This window comes from Psychrobacillus sp. FSL K6-2365, from assembly GCF_038003165.1.
Taxonomy (GTDB): Bacteria; Bacillota; Bacilli; order Bacillales_A; family Planococcaceae; genus Psychrobacillus; species Psychrobacillus psychrodurans.
This window is the reverse complement of record NZ_JBBOOO010000001.1, coordinates 2,214,081-2,232,354: the sequence shown is the minus strand read 5'-3', so window position 1 is coordinate 2,232,354 and position 18,274 is coordinate 2,214,081. Positions and strand designations below refer to the sequence as shown.

The following is an 18,274-nucleotide window of genomic DNA, read 5'->3' as shown; positions in this document are numbered from 1 at the left end:
TAAGTAGTTGTTTAAACTGCAGTTTTCTGTAGATTTCACTATTTAAAGGGTTGTTTTCTTTTCTGAAATATACGAACGGTTTTCAAGGAGGAACTCATGAAAGAAGTTACAAGTTTCGTTATGAAGGGGAACTTGAAAAGTAAACATATATTATTAGTTCCTATTATTCTCATTGTTTTTATGGTTACTTTGTTGACTATCAATAGTCAACAATCAGGAGCAACTTCACAAGAGTTACAAGATACGTTTGATCATCGCAAAGAAACTGTTAATTTTTTGATTGGTAACCTATTAAATAAAAAAAGTCATCTTGGTTTACCTGAAGAGCAGCAAATAGCACTTGATAGTTTACTCGTTCAAGAAGAGTATTTGAAAGACATATCAACTAAGTTAGGAATAGGAGATTTAAACATTTCTACCGAAAACCTAGCATATCTCAAAGAATATAACCTATATGAAAATTATGACTTTATAAATTATAATAATACAAAGCTTTTAGAAGTTGAGCAGCTGAAAGCAGCCACTTTACAGAGGCATGATTTAACTTATACAGAACAAGAAACGCCTTATAACACAGCACTATTTTCAAAACAATTATTTCAAATTGTATTCAGTCCATTTACTGCATTTCTTTTCTTACTCATTTTTATTTATAAATTGATATCCGATGACCAGAATAGAACATTCGAATTTTTTAAAGTCATCTCACTTTCAAATATAACAGTCTATTATGGCTACTTGATGCCATTTTTAATACTCTTATTAACGTATACAATCCTAGCTAGTTTCTTATCATTGTTGCCCCCAATAGTGACAGGGAATTTGGGTATGATTCACTATCCAATTGAAGTAGTCATTGATACAGATACTTTATTGGTGCCGGTGTGGAAATGGCTACTATACCTTCCTATCGGTTGGGGGATATTTGTTTCATTAATGCTGGTACTAGCAATATGTTTGTTCAAATACCGAATCTCTTTTAGCTTTCTGATAGCAATCATTGCATTTCCAATCGTAATTGCTTACATTTGGTCCGTTCACTTTGGATTTCATGCGGTAAATCCAATTCATTTAATAGTTTTATATGAAAAACAATTACTAGATCCGAATCGTTTTATAACCTATTTAGTTGGAATGCTGATCTTGCTTATAATATGTTTTGCTGCTTGTTATCCGGTATTTAAATCTAAACGGACTGTTCTAAGAACTTCTTTTTTTTCTCACGCTCGCAAGAGGTATGTTCCAAAACCTAAGTGGAAGTTGCTTCAATTTGAACAAATTAAAAAGAAGCGCAAAGGTCATGTAATCTTCACGTTTATCATGTTGGTTGGGATTATTGGGGGTACATTTGTTGTTGTAAATCAAGCCTTTCAAAAACTACCGACAATATACTTGGATGTCATTGAAGACTTCCAAAATATACTTATTGATCAACAAGTGCAGTGGAAAGTAATTGAAGAAGAGTTTGATTTGGAAGCTGAAAAAATGAAGTCTAGTTCTGAGGAATCAAAAGATAAGTCAACTGAGTTTCCTGAAGAAAATCCATACTCGATAATGATCAAAGACATCGAAAACAAATATAACAATTTAGAGGGATTGAAGGATGAAATTGGTTCTATAGATTTCTCTAAAAAGTATAGAGAAATCATGGAATATTCTCAGTCATACAAAGAATTAGATCCTTCCATGTGGAATGTAACCGTAATGGCTTCCGAGGAGCAACAGCGTATTTTAGATGAGAAAAATATTACACCTTGGCCAATCGGGTATCAGTGGATATCTCATTTCAATGACCCAAGTTATGCAGTGGATAGCGTGCATTACAATTTAATGAAATCGTCACAAGAGAGAAATACGAAATACGGAAATAGCGGCTTGTTCTCTCTTTATAAATTTTTAGATTGGAATATGATGCTGATTGTCTTGGGTATTTTTATTCTGCTGTTATGGACGAGTCTTTCTGAGGAGCAGAGGCCGAATCCATCCATTCATTTTTTGACCACTAAGCCGATTACTTTCAGGTCAATTTACGCAAGCAAATGGGCGTACAATCTAGTGAATGCTTATAGTATGCTGCTGATTAGTGGAGGTGTCGTATTCATAATCAGTTTATTAATAGGCGGTTTGGGTGAATCAAACTATCCGATTTTAGTCTATGCAACAGGAATTACGGATGATGAAATGTTTTTTTCAAATGTCGATAATGTCCACTTTTTCTTTGAAAATTTAATCGTGCTGATCGTAAAAAATGGAGTTCTTATCGTAGCTCAAATATTCTTCTTGAATAGCTTATTCAGTCTAATTGGTAAGTGGGTGAAAAATCATTATGTGACTATAATCATCACGGTACTAGTCTCAGTGGCAGGTTATTATTTAGCAAACCAATACATTACTGCATCATTTATACATCTGAATCCATTCATTTATTTTGATACATGGCATATTGTCGATGGTTGGAAGTCAGTATTATCGAACTCTCCTACTGTCAACTTCAATAATGGTTGGATGATTCTGTTGTCTAGTGGATTGTTGTTGTTCCTCATAGGGTTCATACCAAAAAGGAAGAGGGTGTCATGATGTCCTTATTACAAGTTCATCAGCTCAGAAAAAAGTATGGGAACCTACTTATATTGCAAGATATTTCATTTAATATTAATGAAGGTGAAATCGTCGGTCTCGTTGGTCCAAATGGGGCGGGGAAATCTACTTTGTTACGATCTATTTTGGCAATAGAGGAGGTAGAAAGTGGATCAGTGAAGGTTAAAAATATTTCTAATCAGAATTCCGATTTTTACAAATTAGTTTCATTTATACCAAGCGACAACTACTTATATATGCAGTTAACTGGGTACGACCATTTAGCTTTTGTCGCAAACATTTATCAGTTAGGAAAATCAGCGATTGAAGAGGTCATTGATCAAATTGGAATCAGCACTTATGTCGACCAACCTGTAAAAACCTACTCATATGGGATGAGACAGCATTTGCTTATTGCACTAAGCATATTAACAAAGCCTTCTATTATATTAATGGATGAACCTTTCAACGGTTTGGATCCGACAAGTACAATCGAATTGAAGGAATTAATCCGTAAATTACATGCCCAACGGATTAGCTTTATCATCTCCACACATAATTTGGATATTTTAGAGGATTTAACGAAAACAATTTGGTTCATCAGGGAAGGAATGTTGTTTAAAGACGATATTAAATTAGAGATGAAGCTGCCTTATCAAATTGAGGTTAAAGTTACTGATGTAACCATATTAGAAAATCTAATGACGGACTGTCAATTGCCACACCAAATATCGGAAAACATCGTAATTACAAATCACAATTACGATGTTGGTAAATACTTGGAGTGGCTTCTAATGAATAAGGTGCAAATTCAATCGGTCAATCAAATTAAACCAAATCTGGAGGAAAGATATAAGCATTTTTATGAAGTTTTAAAAAAAGAACAGGCTTAATAACTTTAAGCGGTAAAGGCGTTTTACTGTAATATGAAGCGACTAATAATCCGAGATATAAAAGTAATTCGCTACGAAGGATAAATCTTCGAAAAATAAGGGGCGTTGGTCGGGGCAATATTTAATTGTAAGGGGGTGTTATAAGACCGTAGTTTAAAAACCTTGGACATAAACTTTTCTATGTGCAATGGACAATTATAAATAATCTAGAATTGTCCTGGAATTGTTTCTTACACTGGGCACTATTACTATTGACTTCCCGACTACTACGTGTTACGATGTACTTGTAGTAAGCGATACTTAATAGCTTATATCACAAAAGCTATTAAGTAAAAATTATCCTTAGTACTAAGTTGTACTGAATATAAGCCATACAGATTAGAGGAGGCTCTGAACATGGAAAATTTAACTGAAATGCTGAAGGGTTCCCTGGAGGGCTGCGTTCTAGAAATCATCAGCCGCCATGAAACATATGGCTACGAGATTACTCGCAGCCTGAACGAACTTGGATTTACCGAAGTCGTGGAAGGGACAGTTTACACCATTCTTGTGCGATTAGAAAAGAAAAAACTTGTAAACATAGAAAAGAAGCCGTCGGATATGGGGCCGCCTCGCAAATTTTATTCACTTAATGAGGCCGGTCAGCTGGAACTAGAATTATTTTGGAAAAAATGGGATTTCGTATCCTCAAAAATCAATATCTTGAAGTCACACTAGCTTCATAAGATAAACAGAATAATATTTTGGACTGTCTTTTTCAGCTATATAATAAGAGGAGGAAATATAACATGATGGAAATGTTCAAAAAATTGATTGGTGATAAGAAAGAGTACAAGGTGATGATGGCACGAGTTGAAGTCTTGCCAGAGGACTACAAGTTTGTATTTAAGAAAATCCAAAATTACATGTGGAATTTCTCAGCGGGCAACGGGATGGATATGCTACACATACAGTATGAACTAATCGATTTGTTTGAAGCCGGTGCTGCGGATGGCAGGCAAGTGTTAGAAATCACTGGGAACGATGTGGCATCCTTTGCTGATGAATTAGTGGCAAATGCTAAAACTTATGTCGCAAAGTATCGTGAGGATTTGAATCTGAGTATCATGAAGCAATTAGGAAAAAAATAAATTCAATAAATATTACCGACTGAATAGCTCGATGCAAACGTGAACTGTCACCTTCGTTATTCAGTTAATTTTACGCACGGTAGTAAGTAGTACAGATTATCAGTCAGACTATATAGGGGTTTAAAGAAAATCTTGCTTTGCGAAGCGTTTATTAAAAAGGAGGAAAAAAGTATGGGGAATGCAACGATTATTGTGAAAGGTTTAAAAAAATCCTTTAAAGAAAAGGAAGTTTTAAAAGGGGTGAATTTTGAGGTGCAGCGTGGTGAAATCTTTGCACTACTGGGCTCAAATGGGGCGGGTAAGACGACTACGGTTAACATACTGTCAACGTTGATGAAAGCTGATGGAGGTGAAGCAGTTATTTGTGGCTTTGACGTTTATGGGCAACCAGAACACATACGTCAGAACATCAGCCTCACTGGGCAATTTGCAGCATTGGACGGAGTGCTCACAGGGAGGGAAAACCTGCTGATGATCGCTAAGTTGAGGGGAGTCTCCAATCCAAATCAAGTCGTAGACAATTTGCTTACACGTTTCAGCCTACTTGATGCAGCCAACCGCCGGGCGGACCAATATTCTGGTGGGATGAAGCGCCGGCTCGACATCGCCATGAGTCTGATAGGGACGCCAGCAGTCATTTTTCTTGATGAACCGACGACAGGACTAGACCCCGAAGCCCGGATTGAAGTCTGGGATACAGTCAAGGAGCTTGCCGGAGGTGGCACTACCGTCTTACTGACGACTCAGTACTTAGAGGAAGCTGAACAATTGGCGGACCGTATCGCCATCCTACATGGTGGAAAAATTATTACGACGGGTACTCTTAATGAACTTAAAGAGATGTTCCCACCAGCCAAAGTGGAATACATCGAGAAGCAGCCGACATTAGAGGAAATTTTCCTTGCGATCATCAGTAAAAAGGAGGTAAGTAAATGAAAAGCAAAACAGGTGTTTTACTTGGGCGATTAATGCGTAATATCATGCGCAGTCCAGATACGATTATCACTGTGGCGATTACGCCGATGATGATGATGCTGCTATTTGTTTATGTATTTGGAGGAGCTATAGAAACAGGCACGGACAACTACGTTAATTATTTATTACCGGGAATTCTGCTGATGGCTATTTCATCCGGTGTGGCTTACACTTCCGTGCGGCTGTTTACGGATGTAAAGAGCGGATTAATGGCGCGTTTCATTACCATGCCTATCAAGCGCTCGTCCATATTGTGGGCTCACGTGTTAACCTCGCTCGTTTCCAATGCACTTACTATTGGGGTTGTTATTCTCGTCGCGCTCCTGATGGGCTTCCGTTCCAGCGCTGATATTCTGGATTGGCTCATGGTAGCCGGAATACTCGGCTTGTTTACATTGGCGCTTACATGGCTAGCGGTCATTCCGGGATTAACAGCAAAGTCTATGGAAGGTTCGTATGCCTACTCGTACCCGCTAATTTTCTTGCCGTTTATCAGTTCGGCCTTTGTCCCAACTGAAACTATGCCTAAAATTGTCCGTGCGTTCGCTGAGAACCAACCCGTAACTTCAATTGTTAATGCGATTCGTTCCTTATTGTATAAAGGGGAAGTTGGCAATGATATCTGGACTGCACTTGCCTGGTGTGTTTGCATTATGCTCATCGCTTACTTTTTCGCCATTAAAGAATTTAAACGCAAGTTAGGGTAGTGTCCCTGTGTAAGATACAATTAGAAACAATTCTGAATTATCCTGAAATCACTACAATAGATAGATAACGATAATTACTCATATAATGTGCAAATACTAAATAATGTTACCTAATTCATAAAAAACGACAGAAGAAAAATAAACTTTTCTTCTGTCGTTTTTATTGATTGGTTGCTAAACAGACTTTTGCTTTAGAACACCATATGAAACACGAAACTGATAACAAATCCCATAGTTACAAAAGTAGTGGATGTCCTAATTGATAAAGCTCGAACATTTTGTAAAATGAATTCTTTTATACTCGTAACTGCTATTAGACCAATAGAGACACCTAAAAGAACACTTTGAGCCTTTATACCAAGATGTATGTGATTACCAATCCATATAAACAAACTAAAGCAGAATGACAAACCGATAAAACAAAGGATTAAACCGATTAGTTTCTGCCCCTGTGAAAGAAATATAGAAGTAAGAACGAATCCTTCTGGTATATGATGCAAAATGGTAGACATTGTTAAAGAGTGATTGAAAAGGGAATCACCAAGTAAGCTTCCAATCGTTAAACTTAAAGGAATTGTATGTATAACAAGTGCGATAGTAAGTAGATAACCAGATGGTCTAATTGAAGAATGAAGTGATTTCTTAACTAAAAGTAAAAACATATAACCTAACAATATTCCAAGAGCCATACCAGGAGTTTTATATGAGTTTAATGCCGACGGAATGATGTCTAGTGTTAGAAGGCCAATCAAAAATCCACCGCATATAAGAGCCAAACCTTCATTAGAATGTTGAAATATTTTAGATACTATCCCTGCAATTACTGCCCCTACAGTTACACTTAAAAAAAGTAATCCCCCAAGAACTAATGCACTCAAATTTATCATTTCCTCTGCATACAAATTAGATGGATGTTGTTTAAGTGTATGTGTTCTTCTCGCAAAACTTTCATACATCTGACGATAATTTTTTGAGGTGTCCCTGTGTAGGACACAATTCAGAATCGTTTCTAATTGTGTCCTACACAGGGAGCAACTAAAAGAGCAACTGGAGATACTGAGTAAAAAGGAAGTTTCCCTTTCTAATGCAATTAGAGTCAGTTAAAATATAATTAGTATTACTTTTATACATAGGGGGAAGCGAAAGCGTTCATATGACAATAGATAAAATGAAACAAACTTCGTTTAATAGAGCAACACTTGACCAATGGGAGCAAGTAGCACTTAAATCACTCAAGGGGAAAACTTTGGAGTCACTATCAACTAGAACATTAGAAGATATTATTTTGAAACCGCTTTATTCTTTAGAAGATATGGAAAATATTCCAGAATCACAAACCGCTATTGTTCGTGATGCAAAAAAGTCTTCTGGCTGGTTGACCGCACAAGTTGTAGAAGGTTCTTCAAGTAAGGAGATACTTGAGGGAATCAAAGAGTCACTTAAAAAAGGTAATGATGTTGTTCATTTTAAAATAGAAAAAGAACATAATTGGCAAACAGATGAAAAAGATGAGCTAGCAGAGCTATTGAAGAAGCACACTGCTATTTTAGATGTTACAAATGATCCAGCTTTTTTAACTTATTTCTCAGACCTAAAAGGATTAGTAAAAGGTGTAGAGGATGTAGAACTTTTGAATGCTAGAACATATTTCTTAAATGGCTCTACCATCCATCAAGAAGGTGGAGATGCTATTAGTGAGCTAGCTAGCGTATTAGTACAAGCAGATAAGTTTGCTAAAAATTCGGGGATAGAGAAGCTTGTTTCAAACGCATTTGTACAATTTTCGATTGAAAATAATTTCTTTATGGAAATAGCGAAAATTCGAGCATTTCGTATTCTATGGCAAGCTTTCGGACAAGCATATGGGAAATCTAATATAGCAGCAATTCCTGTACATACCGAAACCTCTTTAAGGTCTTACTCCGTATTAGATGCAAACGTTAATATTTTGCGTTCTGGTAATAGTGCGCTAGCTGCCGTTCTTGGTGGAGCGGATAGTTTGACAACGTATCCACATGATTATCTGACTGGAGCAACACCGACATCCAATCGAATCGCAAGAAATATGCAACTCGTATTAAAAGAAGAAACGCATACCCAGCGTATTGTAGATGCAGCAGGTGGTTCTTACTATGTAGACACACTAACGAATGAACTTGTCGAAAAAACGTGGGCATACTTTTTAACTTTAATGAAAGAAGCAACTGTTGAGAATAGAGAAGCAATACTTTTAGAAAGAGCAGAAGTGAAATGGAACGAGCAACTTGCTCAACTCTCTACACGTAAAAAATCGTTAATTGGAACGAATACTTATGCAAATCCAGATGATATTCTAGGAGTTTCTATTAAACAAACAGATTATAAACGACTAGCAGAACCTTTTGAACGATTAAGAAAATCATTCCAAGATAATCCATTAAACACTGCAATTATTCCCTTTGGCATTTTAAAAGAATATAAGGCTCGGATGGATTTTGTTAACGGTTATTTAATCGCATTAGGGATTTCACCAATTGTAGCTCCTGAAAATTTAAAACCATTTGATCTACAAAAATGGATAAATGAAAAAAATATTAACTATGTTGTATTTGTTGGTAACGATGAGCAAACGGCTGGTTTAGTACCTGCAATACTAAATGAAAATCTGTCCGTTCCAATGGATGTTGCCGGGAAATTTGAGGAGTATGAAGACTGGTTAGATGCCGGGTTATATGGAAGTATCTATGCTGGACAATCACTTCTTAAAAAAGGGCAACAATTACTTGCCCTTGCTAAAAAGGAGGATTCAAATGACAATGCCTAATTACGATAATGTATCTATTAAAGAAGTGTTATTAAATGAAGGACATCCAAAAATGGCAGCGGTAGATTCCTTTTTAACGAATGAAGGAATTCATTTAAAACAAATGTATATCAAGGAAGATACGTCTGAATTCCCACATCTAAATGATCTACCAGGTATCGCACCGAACACGAGGGGACCTTATCCAACGATGTATGTTGCGAAACCTTGGACTGTTCGTCAGTATGCTGGTTTTTCAACTGCGGAAGAAAGTAATGCTTTTTATAGAAGAAACCTGGCTATGGGACAAAAGGGATTATCGGTTGCATTTGATCTTGCTACACATCGTGGCTACGATTCTGATCATGAACGAGTTACCGGGGATGTAGGAAAAGCAGGAGTTGCAATTGACTCTGTTGAAGATATGAAGATATTATTTAATGGAATTCCATTAGACCAAATGTCTGTATCAATGACGATGAATGGTGCAGTACTTCCAATACTAGCCTTCTATATTGTGACTGCAGAAGAGCAAGGCGTTACTACAGAGCAGTTAGCTGGTACGATTCAAAATGATATCTTAAAGGAATATATGGTTCGTAACACATATATTTATACACCGGAAATGTCTATGAAAATTATTGCAGATATTTTTGCTTATACAGCTCAAAAGATGCCGAAATTTAATTCTATTTCAATATCCGGTTATCATATGCAAGAAGCTGGAGCAACAGCTGATATTGAACTAGCTTACACTTTAGCTGATGGCTTAGAATATGTTCGAACAGGGTTAGCTGCCGGAATAGATATTGATGCATTTGCGCCAAGACTTTCATTCTTTTGGGCAATCGGAATGAATTATTTTATGGAAATCGCTAAAATGCGTGCAGCTCGTAGAATATGGGCGCAAATGATGCAAAGCTTTAATCCGAAAAATCCGAAATCATTAGCTCTTCGTACACATTCTCAAACGTCTGGATGGAGTTTAACCGAGCAAGATCCATTTAACAATGTTACAAGAACTTTAGTAGAGGCAAACGCAGCTGCAATGGGGCATACACAATCACTTCATACAAATGCTCTAGATGAAGCAATTGCCTTGCCGACAGATTTCTCAGCTCGAATAGCTCGTAACACTCAACTTTTTCTACAGGAAGAAACGAATATGACAAAGGTAATAGATCCATGGGGTGGGTCTTACTATGTCGAGACACTAACACACGAATTAATGGAAAAAGCATGGACTTTGATTGAAGAAATTGAAGAACTTGGAGGTATGGCAAAAGCGATAGAAACCGGTCTTCCTAAAATGAAGATAGAAGAAGCAGCTGCTAAAAAACAAGCACAAATTGACTCTTCTAAAGAAGTTATCATTGGAGTAAACAAATACCGTTTAGAGCAAGAAGATGCTATTGATATTTTAAATATAGACAATACTGTCGTTCGTCAAAAACAAATGGAACGCTTAGAAAAAGTTAAAGCTGACCGTGATGAAAAAGCAGTACAAAAAGCGTTAACTAAATTAACTGATGCAGCAAGAACTGGTGAAACAAATCTGTTAGAAGCTGCTGTTGTTGCTGCTAGGGAACGTGCAACTATTGGTGAAATTTCAGATGCAATCGAAGTGGTAGCAGGCAGACATAAGGCGGTGATTCGTTCTGTGAGTGGTGTATATAGTGCAAACTTTAATGATGCTGAAGAGATTGATGCAGTGAAACAAATGGCAGAGGATTTCCGGGAAAACGAAGGTCGTCGCCCACGTATTTTAATCGCCAAAATGGGTCAAGATGGGCATGATCGCGGAGCTAAGGTTATTGCAACTGCATTTGCTGATTTAGGATTTGACGTTGATATTAGTCCACTTTTCCAAACACCTGCAGAAACTGCACTACAGGCGGTAGAAAATGATGTTCATGTTGTCGGAGTAAGTTCATTAGCTGCTGGACATATGACGTTAGTACCTTCATTGAAAGAGGAGTTAGCTAAGCTTGGTAGAGAAGATATATTAATCGTTGTTGGTGGTGTTATCCCAGCACAGGATTATTCTTTCCTGCGTGACAACGGCGCTTCCGCTATTTTCGGACCAGGAACAGTTATTCCAGTAGCAGCACAAAAAGTTATTGAAGAGATTTATAAGCGCCTTGGCTACGAGGAAGTGGAAGATTAATGTCAAAAACGGATAATAATAACGATTCTACTATGCATGTGATGAGTGGTATTAAATCGCAACATGATGGTGTGGGGAAGGCTTCTATTAAAAAGTTCTCCAAAAAAAAGCCTCTTCAAATCAATGAAGAGGAATATATCCGAAATATACAAAATGGCTCCAGGTTACATTTAGCAAAAGCGATAACATTTATAGAAAGTACTGTATTTGATCAGCAGCATATCGGACAGCAATTATTGAAAAACTTACTTTCATTTACTGGTAACAGTGTTCGTATCGGAATAACTGGAGTTCCTGGAGTAGGAAAAAGTACCTTTATCGAGTCATTTGGTAAAATGCTATGCGATCAGGGATATAGAGTAGCAGTACTAGCTATAGACCCTAGTTCCTCCTTGACAGGTGGAAGTATTCTAGGGGACAAAACAAGAATGGAAGAACTCTCCAGACATCCGAACGCATTTATTAGACCATCCCCAACTGCAGGTACACTTGGAGGCGTACACAAAAAGTCTCGTGAGACGATGCTTCTTTGTGAGGCTGCCGGTTACGATGTGATTTTAGTTGAAACGGTTGGTGTAGGTCAAAGTGAAACGATTGTACGAGGAATGGTCGATTTCTTTTTATTGTTAGCGCTTACAGGTGCAGGAGATGAACTTCAAGGGATGAAAAAAGGAATAATGGAGCTTGCTGATGCTATTATTGTTCATAAAGCAGACGGATCAAATGAAAAGCTAGCCAAAAAAACAGTTGCTGAGTATAAGCAAATACTTCACTTTCTAGCACCTTCCTCACCATATTGGAAGACTCCCGCACTAGCAGTATCTTCGCTACAAAAAATTGGCTTAGATATCGTTTGGGAAAATATACTTCATTTCCAGCAAGTGATGAAGGAAAAAACTGTATGGCAACAAAGAAGAAAAGAACAAACAGTTGAATGGTTTAAATCAATGATTGTCGATCGATTATATGATGACTTTTTTTCTTCTAATGAAAGAAAACAATCAATGGCAAAATTAGAGCAATTAGTGCGGAACGAAAAAATAACGGTTTCGCAAGCGGTTGACGATCTTTTTTCCTCGAATCCAAACCTATAATCTGATAAGATAAATATAGTTTAAAAAAGGAGAGTGGCATAAATGAATATGGATTTCAATCTATATATGAATGATATACTGGTACAAGCTCGTGGAGAAATGGAAGCAGCAGGCTATGAGCAACTTGAAACACCTGAAGATGTAGACGCTGCATTTGCTCGAAAAGGAACAACATTAGTAATGGTAAACTCAGTATGCGGATGTGCTGGAGGTATTGCTCGCCCTGCTGCAGCAAACTCTGTACATTATGATAAACGTCCGGACCATTTAGTTACTGTTTTTGCTGGTCAAGACAAATTAGCAACTCAACAAGCACGTAATCTATTCGGTGATGATCACTTACCTTCCTCTCCATCATTTGTACTGTTGAAAGATGGACAACCAGTAGCAGAAATTGGTCGTCATGAGATAGAAGGCCATGCTCCAACTTCAGTAATCACACATCTTCAAGGATTATTTGAAGAATATTGTGAAGAAGTATAAAAAAATAAAAACCAGCGGAAGCATTTTGAAATGCATTCGCTGGTTTTTGTCATTTCAAGATAGAGCATAGCCTATCACTTAGATGATAAGATTGGACAAATTTTAGATCGTGATAAAATTAATTAGAATAGAATCCCTTTTAAGTTAGAAATGCTATTATCCAATGATAGATAAGAATGCAGATTTTCTTTTATCTAGTGGAAATAAAGAGAAAAAGTAAGTATTTACTAAATAAAGAAGTAAGATTGCGATCGAAATTGTATCTTCGTGAGCTTGCTCTATATATAGGGAAGTATCTATTCTCTAGTTATCCAAAATGCATTTATCCTGTTTAAAAGAGTTGCAGGAGGGCGACGGACAGGGAAACGTAATAAGATAACCGAAAAAAAGAGATGCTAGTTGGTTGTGACGTCCGACACAACTAACCAGCATCTCTAAAATTCACTTGGTAATAGGGTTTTGACATTAAAGAACGAAGCTGATTCCCATTAGTAATGTAGACACTACCATTACTAAAATCATTAAATAAACAATAACTTTACGAAATTTTTGATTTTGCATAATTTCTCTCCTTTAGCTTGTACCTTTATTTTAACAAAAACATAAAAATGCACAAGAGGTAGAGATTTTTTTTTGAAATAGGTACAATAGGAAAAGGTAAGCGTTTTACAAAAGGGGTGTAAAAATGGAGAAAATTGATCATATTGGTATTGCTGTAAAAAGTATTGAAGACTCTCTTCCATATTACATAGATACATTGGGGTTAAAACTAGTACATATTGAAGATGTTGTATCAGAAAAAGTTCGTGTAGCTTTTATTGATAGCGGCAATGTCCATTTAGAATTGCTTCAACCAATCGATGATACAAGTACGATTCATTCATTTATCGAAAAAAAAGGTGAAGGTATTCATCATATAGCTTTTGGCGTTACAAGTATACAGCAGCGTTTGGATGAGCTGAAAGACAAGGGAGTTCGGCTTATACAAGAGACTGCAAAAGCTGGTGCCCATGGTGCTCAGGTAGCTTTTATACATCCAAAAGCATCTCATGGAGTACTTTATGAATTAGTCGACAAAACCGGGGGAGAGAAGTAATTATGGATATTTATGAAAAAATCAATGACTTATATGATCGTAAACGTAAAATCGAACTTGGTGGCGGAGATGAACGGATTGAAAAGCAGCATGAAAAAGGGAAGTTGACTGCTCGTGAACGTATTGAATTACTAGTAGACAAAGATTCATTTGTAGAGTTAAACCCTTTTATCAAGCACCGTACAGTTGACTTCGGAATGGACAAGCAAGAAGGTCCTGGAGATGGGGTCGTAACTGGTTACGGGAAAGTGAATGGTCGTCCAATTTATTTATTCTCACAAGATTTCACAGTTTTTGGTGGAGCTTTGGGAGAAATGCATGCACTTAAAATTGCGAACGTAATGGACTTAGCAGCAAAAAATGGAGCGCCGTTTATTGGGTTAAACGATTCCGGTGGTGCTCGTATTCAAGAAGGCGTTGTTTCACTAGATGGATACGGACAAATTTTTTATCGTAATGCCATATATTCCGGCGTTATACCTCAAATTTCTGTGATTTTAGGTCCATGTGCTGGTGGAGCTGTGTATTCGCCTGCTATAACTGATTTTGTGTTTATGACAGATGAAACTAGCCAAATGTTTATCACAGGTCCTAAAGTTATAGAAACAGTTACCGGAGAAAAAATTTCTGCCGAAGACCTGGGTGGATCGAAAGTACATAACACTATAAGTGGAAATGCACATTTCCGTGGGGAGACGGAAGAGGTAGTATTAGAAAGTGTCCGTCTGCTATTAAGTTATTTACCACAAAGCTTTGAAGAAAAAGCTCCTTTAGCTGTTGTTGAAGATGAGGATGATTATCGTTCTGAATTAGCAGATATCGTTCCTTATGAGGCAATCCGTCCTTATGATGTTCGAAAGGTTATTGAACAGATAGTTGATACAGATTCTTTCTTGGAAGTGCAAAAGGAGTTTGCTAAAAATATAGTTATTGGTCTAGCTCGTATTAAAGGCGAGGTAGTTGGTCTAGTTTGTAACCAACCAAAAGTAATGGCTGGAGGATTAGATATAGACTCTTCAGACAAAGCTGCACGTTTTATTCGTTTTTGTGATTCCTTCAATATCCCTATCATTACGTTTGAAGATGTAACTGGATTCTTCCCAGGTATTAAACAGGAACATGGTGGAATTATTCGCCATGGAGCTAAAATATTATTTGCTTATTCAGAGGCAACCGTTCCTAAAATAACAGTTATTTTACGAAAAGCATACGGAGGTGCTTATGTTGCTCTAAACTCCAAGTCAATTGGGGCAGATGTTGTTTTTGCATGGCCTAATGCGGAAATAGCAGTTATGGGGCCAAACGGAGCTGCCAATATAATTTTTGCACGTGAAATTGCTCAAAGTGAAGATCCTGAAGTAGTACGTGCGGAAAAGATTGAGGAATACCGTGAAAAATTTGCAAATCCATATGTAGCGGCCTCAATGGGAATGGTCGATGATGTTATTGACCCTCGAGAAACACGTATTAAGTTAATTCAGTCATTAGAAATGATGCGGAATAAGAAAGAAACTAGACCAAACAAAAAACATGGTAATATTCCATTATAAAAGGAGACTTTTAAATGAGTCGATTAATAGATGAATTTTTAGAGCTAGTTCAAATAGATTCTGAAACAAAGTATGAGGGAGTAATTGCACCTATTTTAAAAAGTAAATTAGAACAGCTTGAATTTACTGTTATTGAAGATGATTCTGCTTCTAGAAATGGTCACGGAGCTGGAAATTTAATCGGAACTTTAAAGGGATCTATTCCAAACGTAGACCCAATATACTTTACGGTTCATATGGATACTGTTGTACCAGGTAAAGGGATTAAACCCGTTATAAAAGAAGATGGTTATATATACTCGGATGGAACAACAATTTTAGGAGCTGATGATAAAGCTGGAATAGCAGCATTATTTGAAGCTATTCGTCGATTGAAAGAGCAATCTATAGAGCACGGGGATATACAGGTTGTTATTACCGCTGGAGAAGAAAGTGGTCTAGTAGGAGCAAAAGAATTAGATGCTTCTTTGCTAACTGCAAAATATGGCTATGCGATTGATAGTGATGGGACTGTCGGTGGAATTGTAACAGCTGCTCCTTTCCAATCTAAGCTGTGGACAACTATTACTGGAAAAACTGCTCATGCTGGAGTGGCTCCTGAAAAAGGTATTTCTGCTATAACTTTAGCTGCAAAAGCTATTTCTGCTATGAAGTTAGGAAGATTAGATGCTGAAACGACTGCTAATATCGGTCGATTTGAAGGTGGACAAGCAACTAATATCGTCTGTGATGAAGTGCATATTCTTTCTGAGGCACGCTCGATCAATAAAGATAAACTTAATGCGCAAGTTGCACATATGGTAGCAACATTTGCAGAAACAGCTGAAAAATTTGGAGGTAAAGCGGTAACTGAAACACAATTAATGTACCCAGGCTTCCATTTTGAAGAACACCATTCTGTTGTACAGGTTGCTAAACGTGCAGTAGAGCGAATTGGAAGGACTGCTGAGATTAAGACTAGTGGCGGTGGCAGTGATGCAAATGTTATTGCTGGATTTGGTATTCCTACTGTTATCTTATCTGTAGGGTATGAAGAAATTCATACAACAAATGAACGCATGCCTATTGAAGAATTAGAGAAACTAGCCGATTTAATAGTAGAGATCGTTTTAGTAGCGGCAGAATAAATAGGAGGTGACTGTGTTGAGCAATGAAAAAGTAGTAGTATTTCAATGTGGAAATGAAGATTATGCAGTTTCAATTGAACATGTAGTCTCCATTGAGAAATTAGAGCATGTAAACCCAATACCGCACTTGCCAGATTATTTAATTGGTTTGATGAAAATTCGAGGAGAGCTAGTGCCAATAATCGATTTTGAACAAGTTTTGTATAACCGTAGTGGTATTGATCAAGAATTAGCAAGAGTAATTACTATTCATACTGAAGATATGACGGTTGGTCTTCTTGTGAAAGAAGCGAAAGAAATTTTAGATATTGATCAGGATAATCTAAAGCAAATTGGTCTAGTAAATTATACGAAAACACGTTATTTCACAGCTGTTGCAAACTTAGAAAATCGAATGATTACAATTGTAGATGCTTCTATATTAGTTAGTTCATTAGAAGGTTTTGAAGATATTCAAACATATGTTGAAGAAGTAAAGAAAGAAGAGACTATTAATAACTAGTTTCATGTTTTAGTTAAGGGAGGTAGCTTATATAGCTACCTTTTTTTATTGATAAGAAAGTATATAAAAATTCTCCTTGAATACTGGTTTCATGGGTCTCTAAAGCACGAATAATCCAGTGATTTCTGTTTCATGTGGGCGCATTCACGGGCGAGTTTTTGCGACGAGCTTGCGTAGGAGCAAAGGAAGCGGCTGAAGCCGTGCCCACGGAAAGCGTCCGACCTTTGATACAATCAACAGCATATCTAGGTTCTGTTGAGAGAGAACTAGGCGTCTTTTAACCAATCTTTATTAAGTGCAGAGAACCCCTCATGTGTTAGTAGGGAATGTATACATATGGGTCCTCTGGCTGTTCAATTCGTTCAATTTTGTTTATTTGTAAATTTGGTAAATATTGGCCATCTACATTTGTTTTCGCCAAGATTCCAGTTGCTTTAATCCATTCATCCATGACTACTGGGTGAGATATATCCGTTGTGGCTATAGTTCCAAATACAGAAGAATCGGCTACACAACAAGCAATTGCCACTCGTGATATAACAAATTGATCTGGTTTTAAGTCAGGCTCCTTATAGACAAAACCCATAATCTCAATTTCTCTTCCGATAAATGAATTTAAATCATTAACAAAAATATCTAAAGTATCCAAATAAAATTCATCTTTTACAATGATTTTCGGGTTATTAAGTAGTTCATTCTTTAGCTCTAATCTATTATTATAAACCGTGTTTCCTTCATCCAAATAGCTTATGTCACTATTTTCAGAAAGTGCTGAAGAATCCCCGCCAAATTCTGTCTGCTGTAAGGACGAATTTAAACCATAGTTGATGCCTCTATTTGCGACAATGGAACTATCCATAATCGTATCTGGAAACCAAAATCCAATTAGTATAGGTAAAAAAAATAAAGAATAAATAAAACCACTTTGGAGGAACGAGCTATTATTATGATCAAAACCACAATTACAGAAAAGATCCATCTTATTCTTGGAACCACTTCTCCAAATTTGTATAACCGCTAATATCAACAAAACACCTATAGCAAAGTAAGAGAAGGGTATCATTTTTGGTGCAATATAGTATTCGATATCTCCAGTCAAAGCCAACTTAAAAGTAAGCAGAAAAAAACCAATCAATATAATACCTCTTAATAATATATGAAAACTATAATCTCTCTCTTTTTGCATACTCC

The 18,274-nt window shown here is 36.8% G+C and carries 17 protein-coding genes; 14 read left to right on the top strand and 3 right to left on the bottom strand.

Annotation, left to right across the window (positions count from 1 at the left end):
• The first annotated feature begins 96 nt into the window (after window positions 1–96).
• The 6 genes from MKY29_RS10705 (at window position 97) to MKY29_RS10680 (ending at window position 6,282) form a co-directional block, all read left to right on the top strand.
• A complete protein-coding gene (locus MKY29_RS10705) occupies window positions 97–2,577 on the top strand; it encodes an ABC transporter permease subunit (RefSeq protein ID WP_340879742.1) in 2,481 nt (826 codons plus the stop codon).
• Entirely contained in the window at window positions 2,577–3,470 is an 894-nt protein-coding gene (locus MKY29_RS10700; protein WP_340879741.1) for an ABC transporter ATP-binding protein, read from the top strand. Before MKY29_RS10705 ends, MKY29_RS10700 begins: the two co-directional genes overlap by 1 nt.
• A gap of 396 nt (window positions 3,471–3,866) precedes the next feature.
• Window positions 3,867–4,187 carry a PadR family transcriptional regulator gene (locus MKY29_RS10695; RefSeq protein WP_340879740.1) on the top strand — a complete coding sequence of 107 codons (321 nt, stop codon included), beginning with the start codon at window positions 3,867–3,869 and terminating at the stop codon, window positions 4,185–4,187.
• Between the two features lie 71 nt (window positions 4,188–4,258).
• Window positions 4,259–4,600 carry a DUF1048 domain-containing protein gene (locus MKY29_RS10690; protein WP_093495832.1) on the top strand — a complete coding sequence of 114 codons (342 nt, stop codon included), beginning with the start codon at window positions 4,259–4,261 and terminating at the stop codon, window positions 4,598–4,600.
• Between the two features lie 171 nt (window positions 4,601–4,771).
• The gene (locus MKY29_RS10685) at window positions 4,772–5,536 is read left to right on the top strand and encodes an ABC transporter ATP-binding protein (RefSeq protein ID WP_340879739.1); all 765 of its coding nucleotides are present in this window, start codon (window positions 4,772–4,774) and stop codon (window positions 5,534–5,536) included.
• Window positions 5,533–6,282, top strand: coding sequence for an ABC transporter permease (locus MKY29_RS10680; RefSeq protein WP_340879738.1), 750 nt, complete (start codon window positions 5,533–5,535; stop codon window positions 6,280–6,282). Before MKY29_RS10685 ends, MKY29_RS10680 begins: the two co-directional genes overlap by 4 nt.
• 191 nt (window positions 6,283–6,473) lie before the next feature.
• Here MKY29_RS10680 and MKY29_RS10675 read toward each other — a convergent pair whose 3' ends face one another.
• Window positions 6,474–7,238: a zinc transporter family protein gene (locus MKY29_RS10675; protein WP_340879737.1), complete on the bottom strand. Its 765-nt coding sequence runs from the start codon at window positions 7,236–7,238 to the stop codon at window positions 6,474–6,476.
• 197 nt (window positions 7,239–7,435) lie between these two features.
• Between MKY29_RS10675 and MKY29_RS10670 the strand changes: the two genes are divergently transcribed.
• From MKY29_RS10670 to MKY29_RS10655, 4 genes are read left to right on the top strand one after another with little or no spacing between them, the layout of a single operon-like run.
• Entirely contained in the window at window positions 7,436–9,085 is a 1,650-nt protein-coding gene (locus tag MKY29_RS10670; RefSeq protein ID WP_340879736.1) for a methylmalonyl-CoA mutase family protein, read from the top strand.
• On the top strand, window positions 9,072–11,231 hold the full coding sequence (gene scpA, locus MKY29_RS10665) for a methylmalonyl-CoA mutase (RefSeq protein WP_090569560.1): 2,160 nt from the start codon (window positions 9,072–9,074) through the stop codon (window positions 11,229–11,231). The genes MKY29_RS10670 and scpA overlap by 14 nt, the downstream gene beginning before the upstream one ends.
• Window positions 11,231–12,325: a methylmalonyl Co-A mutase-associated GTPase MeaB gene (gene meaB, locus MKY29_RS10660; protein ID WP_340879735.1), complete on the top strand. Its 1,095-nt coding sequence runs from the start codon at window positions 11,231–11,233 to the stop codon at window positions 12,323–12,325. Before scpA ends, meaB begins: the two co-directional genes overlap by 1 nt.
• 42 nt (window positions 12,326–12,367) lie before the next feature.
• Window positions 12,368–12,808 carry a BrxA/BrxB family bacilliredoxin gene (locus MKY29_RS10655; protein ID WP_090569557.1) on the top strand — a complete coding sequence of 147 codons (441 nt, stop codon included), beginning with the start codon at window positions 12,368–12,370 and terminating at the stop codon, window positions 12,806–12,808.
• Window positions 12,809–13,273: 465 nt separating this feature from the next.
• On the opposite strand, the gene prli42 is transcribed toward MKY29_RS10655, so the two are convergent.
• Window positions 13,274–13,369 carry a stressosome-associated protein Prli42 gene (gene prli42, locus MKY29_RS10650; RefSeq protein ID WP_241599582.1) on the bottom strand — a complete coding sequence of 32 codons (96 nt, stop codon included), beginning with the start codon at window positions 13,367–13,369 and terminating at the stop codon, window positions 13,274–13,276.
• 124 nt (window positions 13,370–13,493) lie between these two features.
• Between prli42 and mce the strand changes: the two genes are divergently transcribed.
• The 4 genes from mce to MKY29_RS10630 are packed head-to-tail and all read left to right on the top strand — an operon-like array spanning window position 13,494 to window position 17,083.
• On the top strand, window positions 13,494–13,904 hold the full coding sequence (gene mce / locus MKY29_RS10645; RefSeq protein WP_090569554.1) for a methylmalonyl-CoA epimerase: 411 nt from the start codon (window positions 13,494–13,496) through the stop codon (window positions 13,902–13,904).
• 2 nt (window positions 13,905–13,906) lie between these two features.
• Window positions 13,907–15,454 carry an acyl-CoA carboxylase subunit beta gene (locus MKY29_RS10640; protein ID WP_340879734.1) on the top strand — a complete coding sequence of 516 codons (1,548 nt, stop codon included), beginning with the start codon at window positions 13,907–13,909 and terminating at the stop codon, window positions 15,452–15,454.
• 14 nt (window positions 15,455–15,468) lie between these two features.
• Window positions 15,469–16,581: a M20/M25/M40 family metallo-hydrolase gene (locus tag MKY29_RS10635; protein ID WP_340879733.1), complete on the top strand. Its 1,113-nt coding sequence runs from the start codon at window positions 15,469–15,471 to the stop codon at window positions 16,579–16,581.
• Window positions 16,582–16,597: 16 nt separating this feature from the next.
• Window positions 16,598–17,083 (top strand): chemotaxis protein CheW, encoded by a 486-nt coding sequence (locus MKY29_RS10630; protein ID WP_340879732.1) that lies wholly within the window; start codon window positions 16,598–16,600, stop codon window positions 17,081–17,083.
• A 316-nt stretch (window positions 17,084–17,399) separates the two neighbouring features.
• Here the strand turns inward: MKY29_RS10630 and MKY29_RS10625 are convergent, their stop codons facing one another.
• A complete protein-coding gene (locus MKY29_RS10625) occupies window positions 17,400–18,269 on the bottom strand; it encodes a TIGR03943 family putative permease subunit (RefSeq protein ID WP_241599577.1) in 870 nt (289 codons plus the stop codon).
• Window positions 18,270–18,274 lie beyond the last annotated feature (5 nt).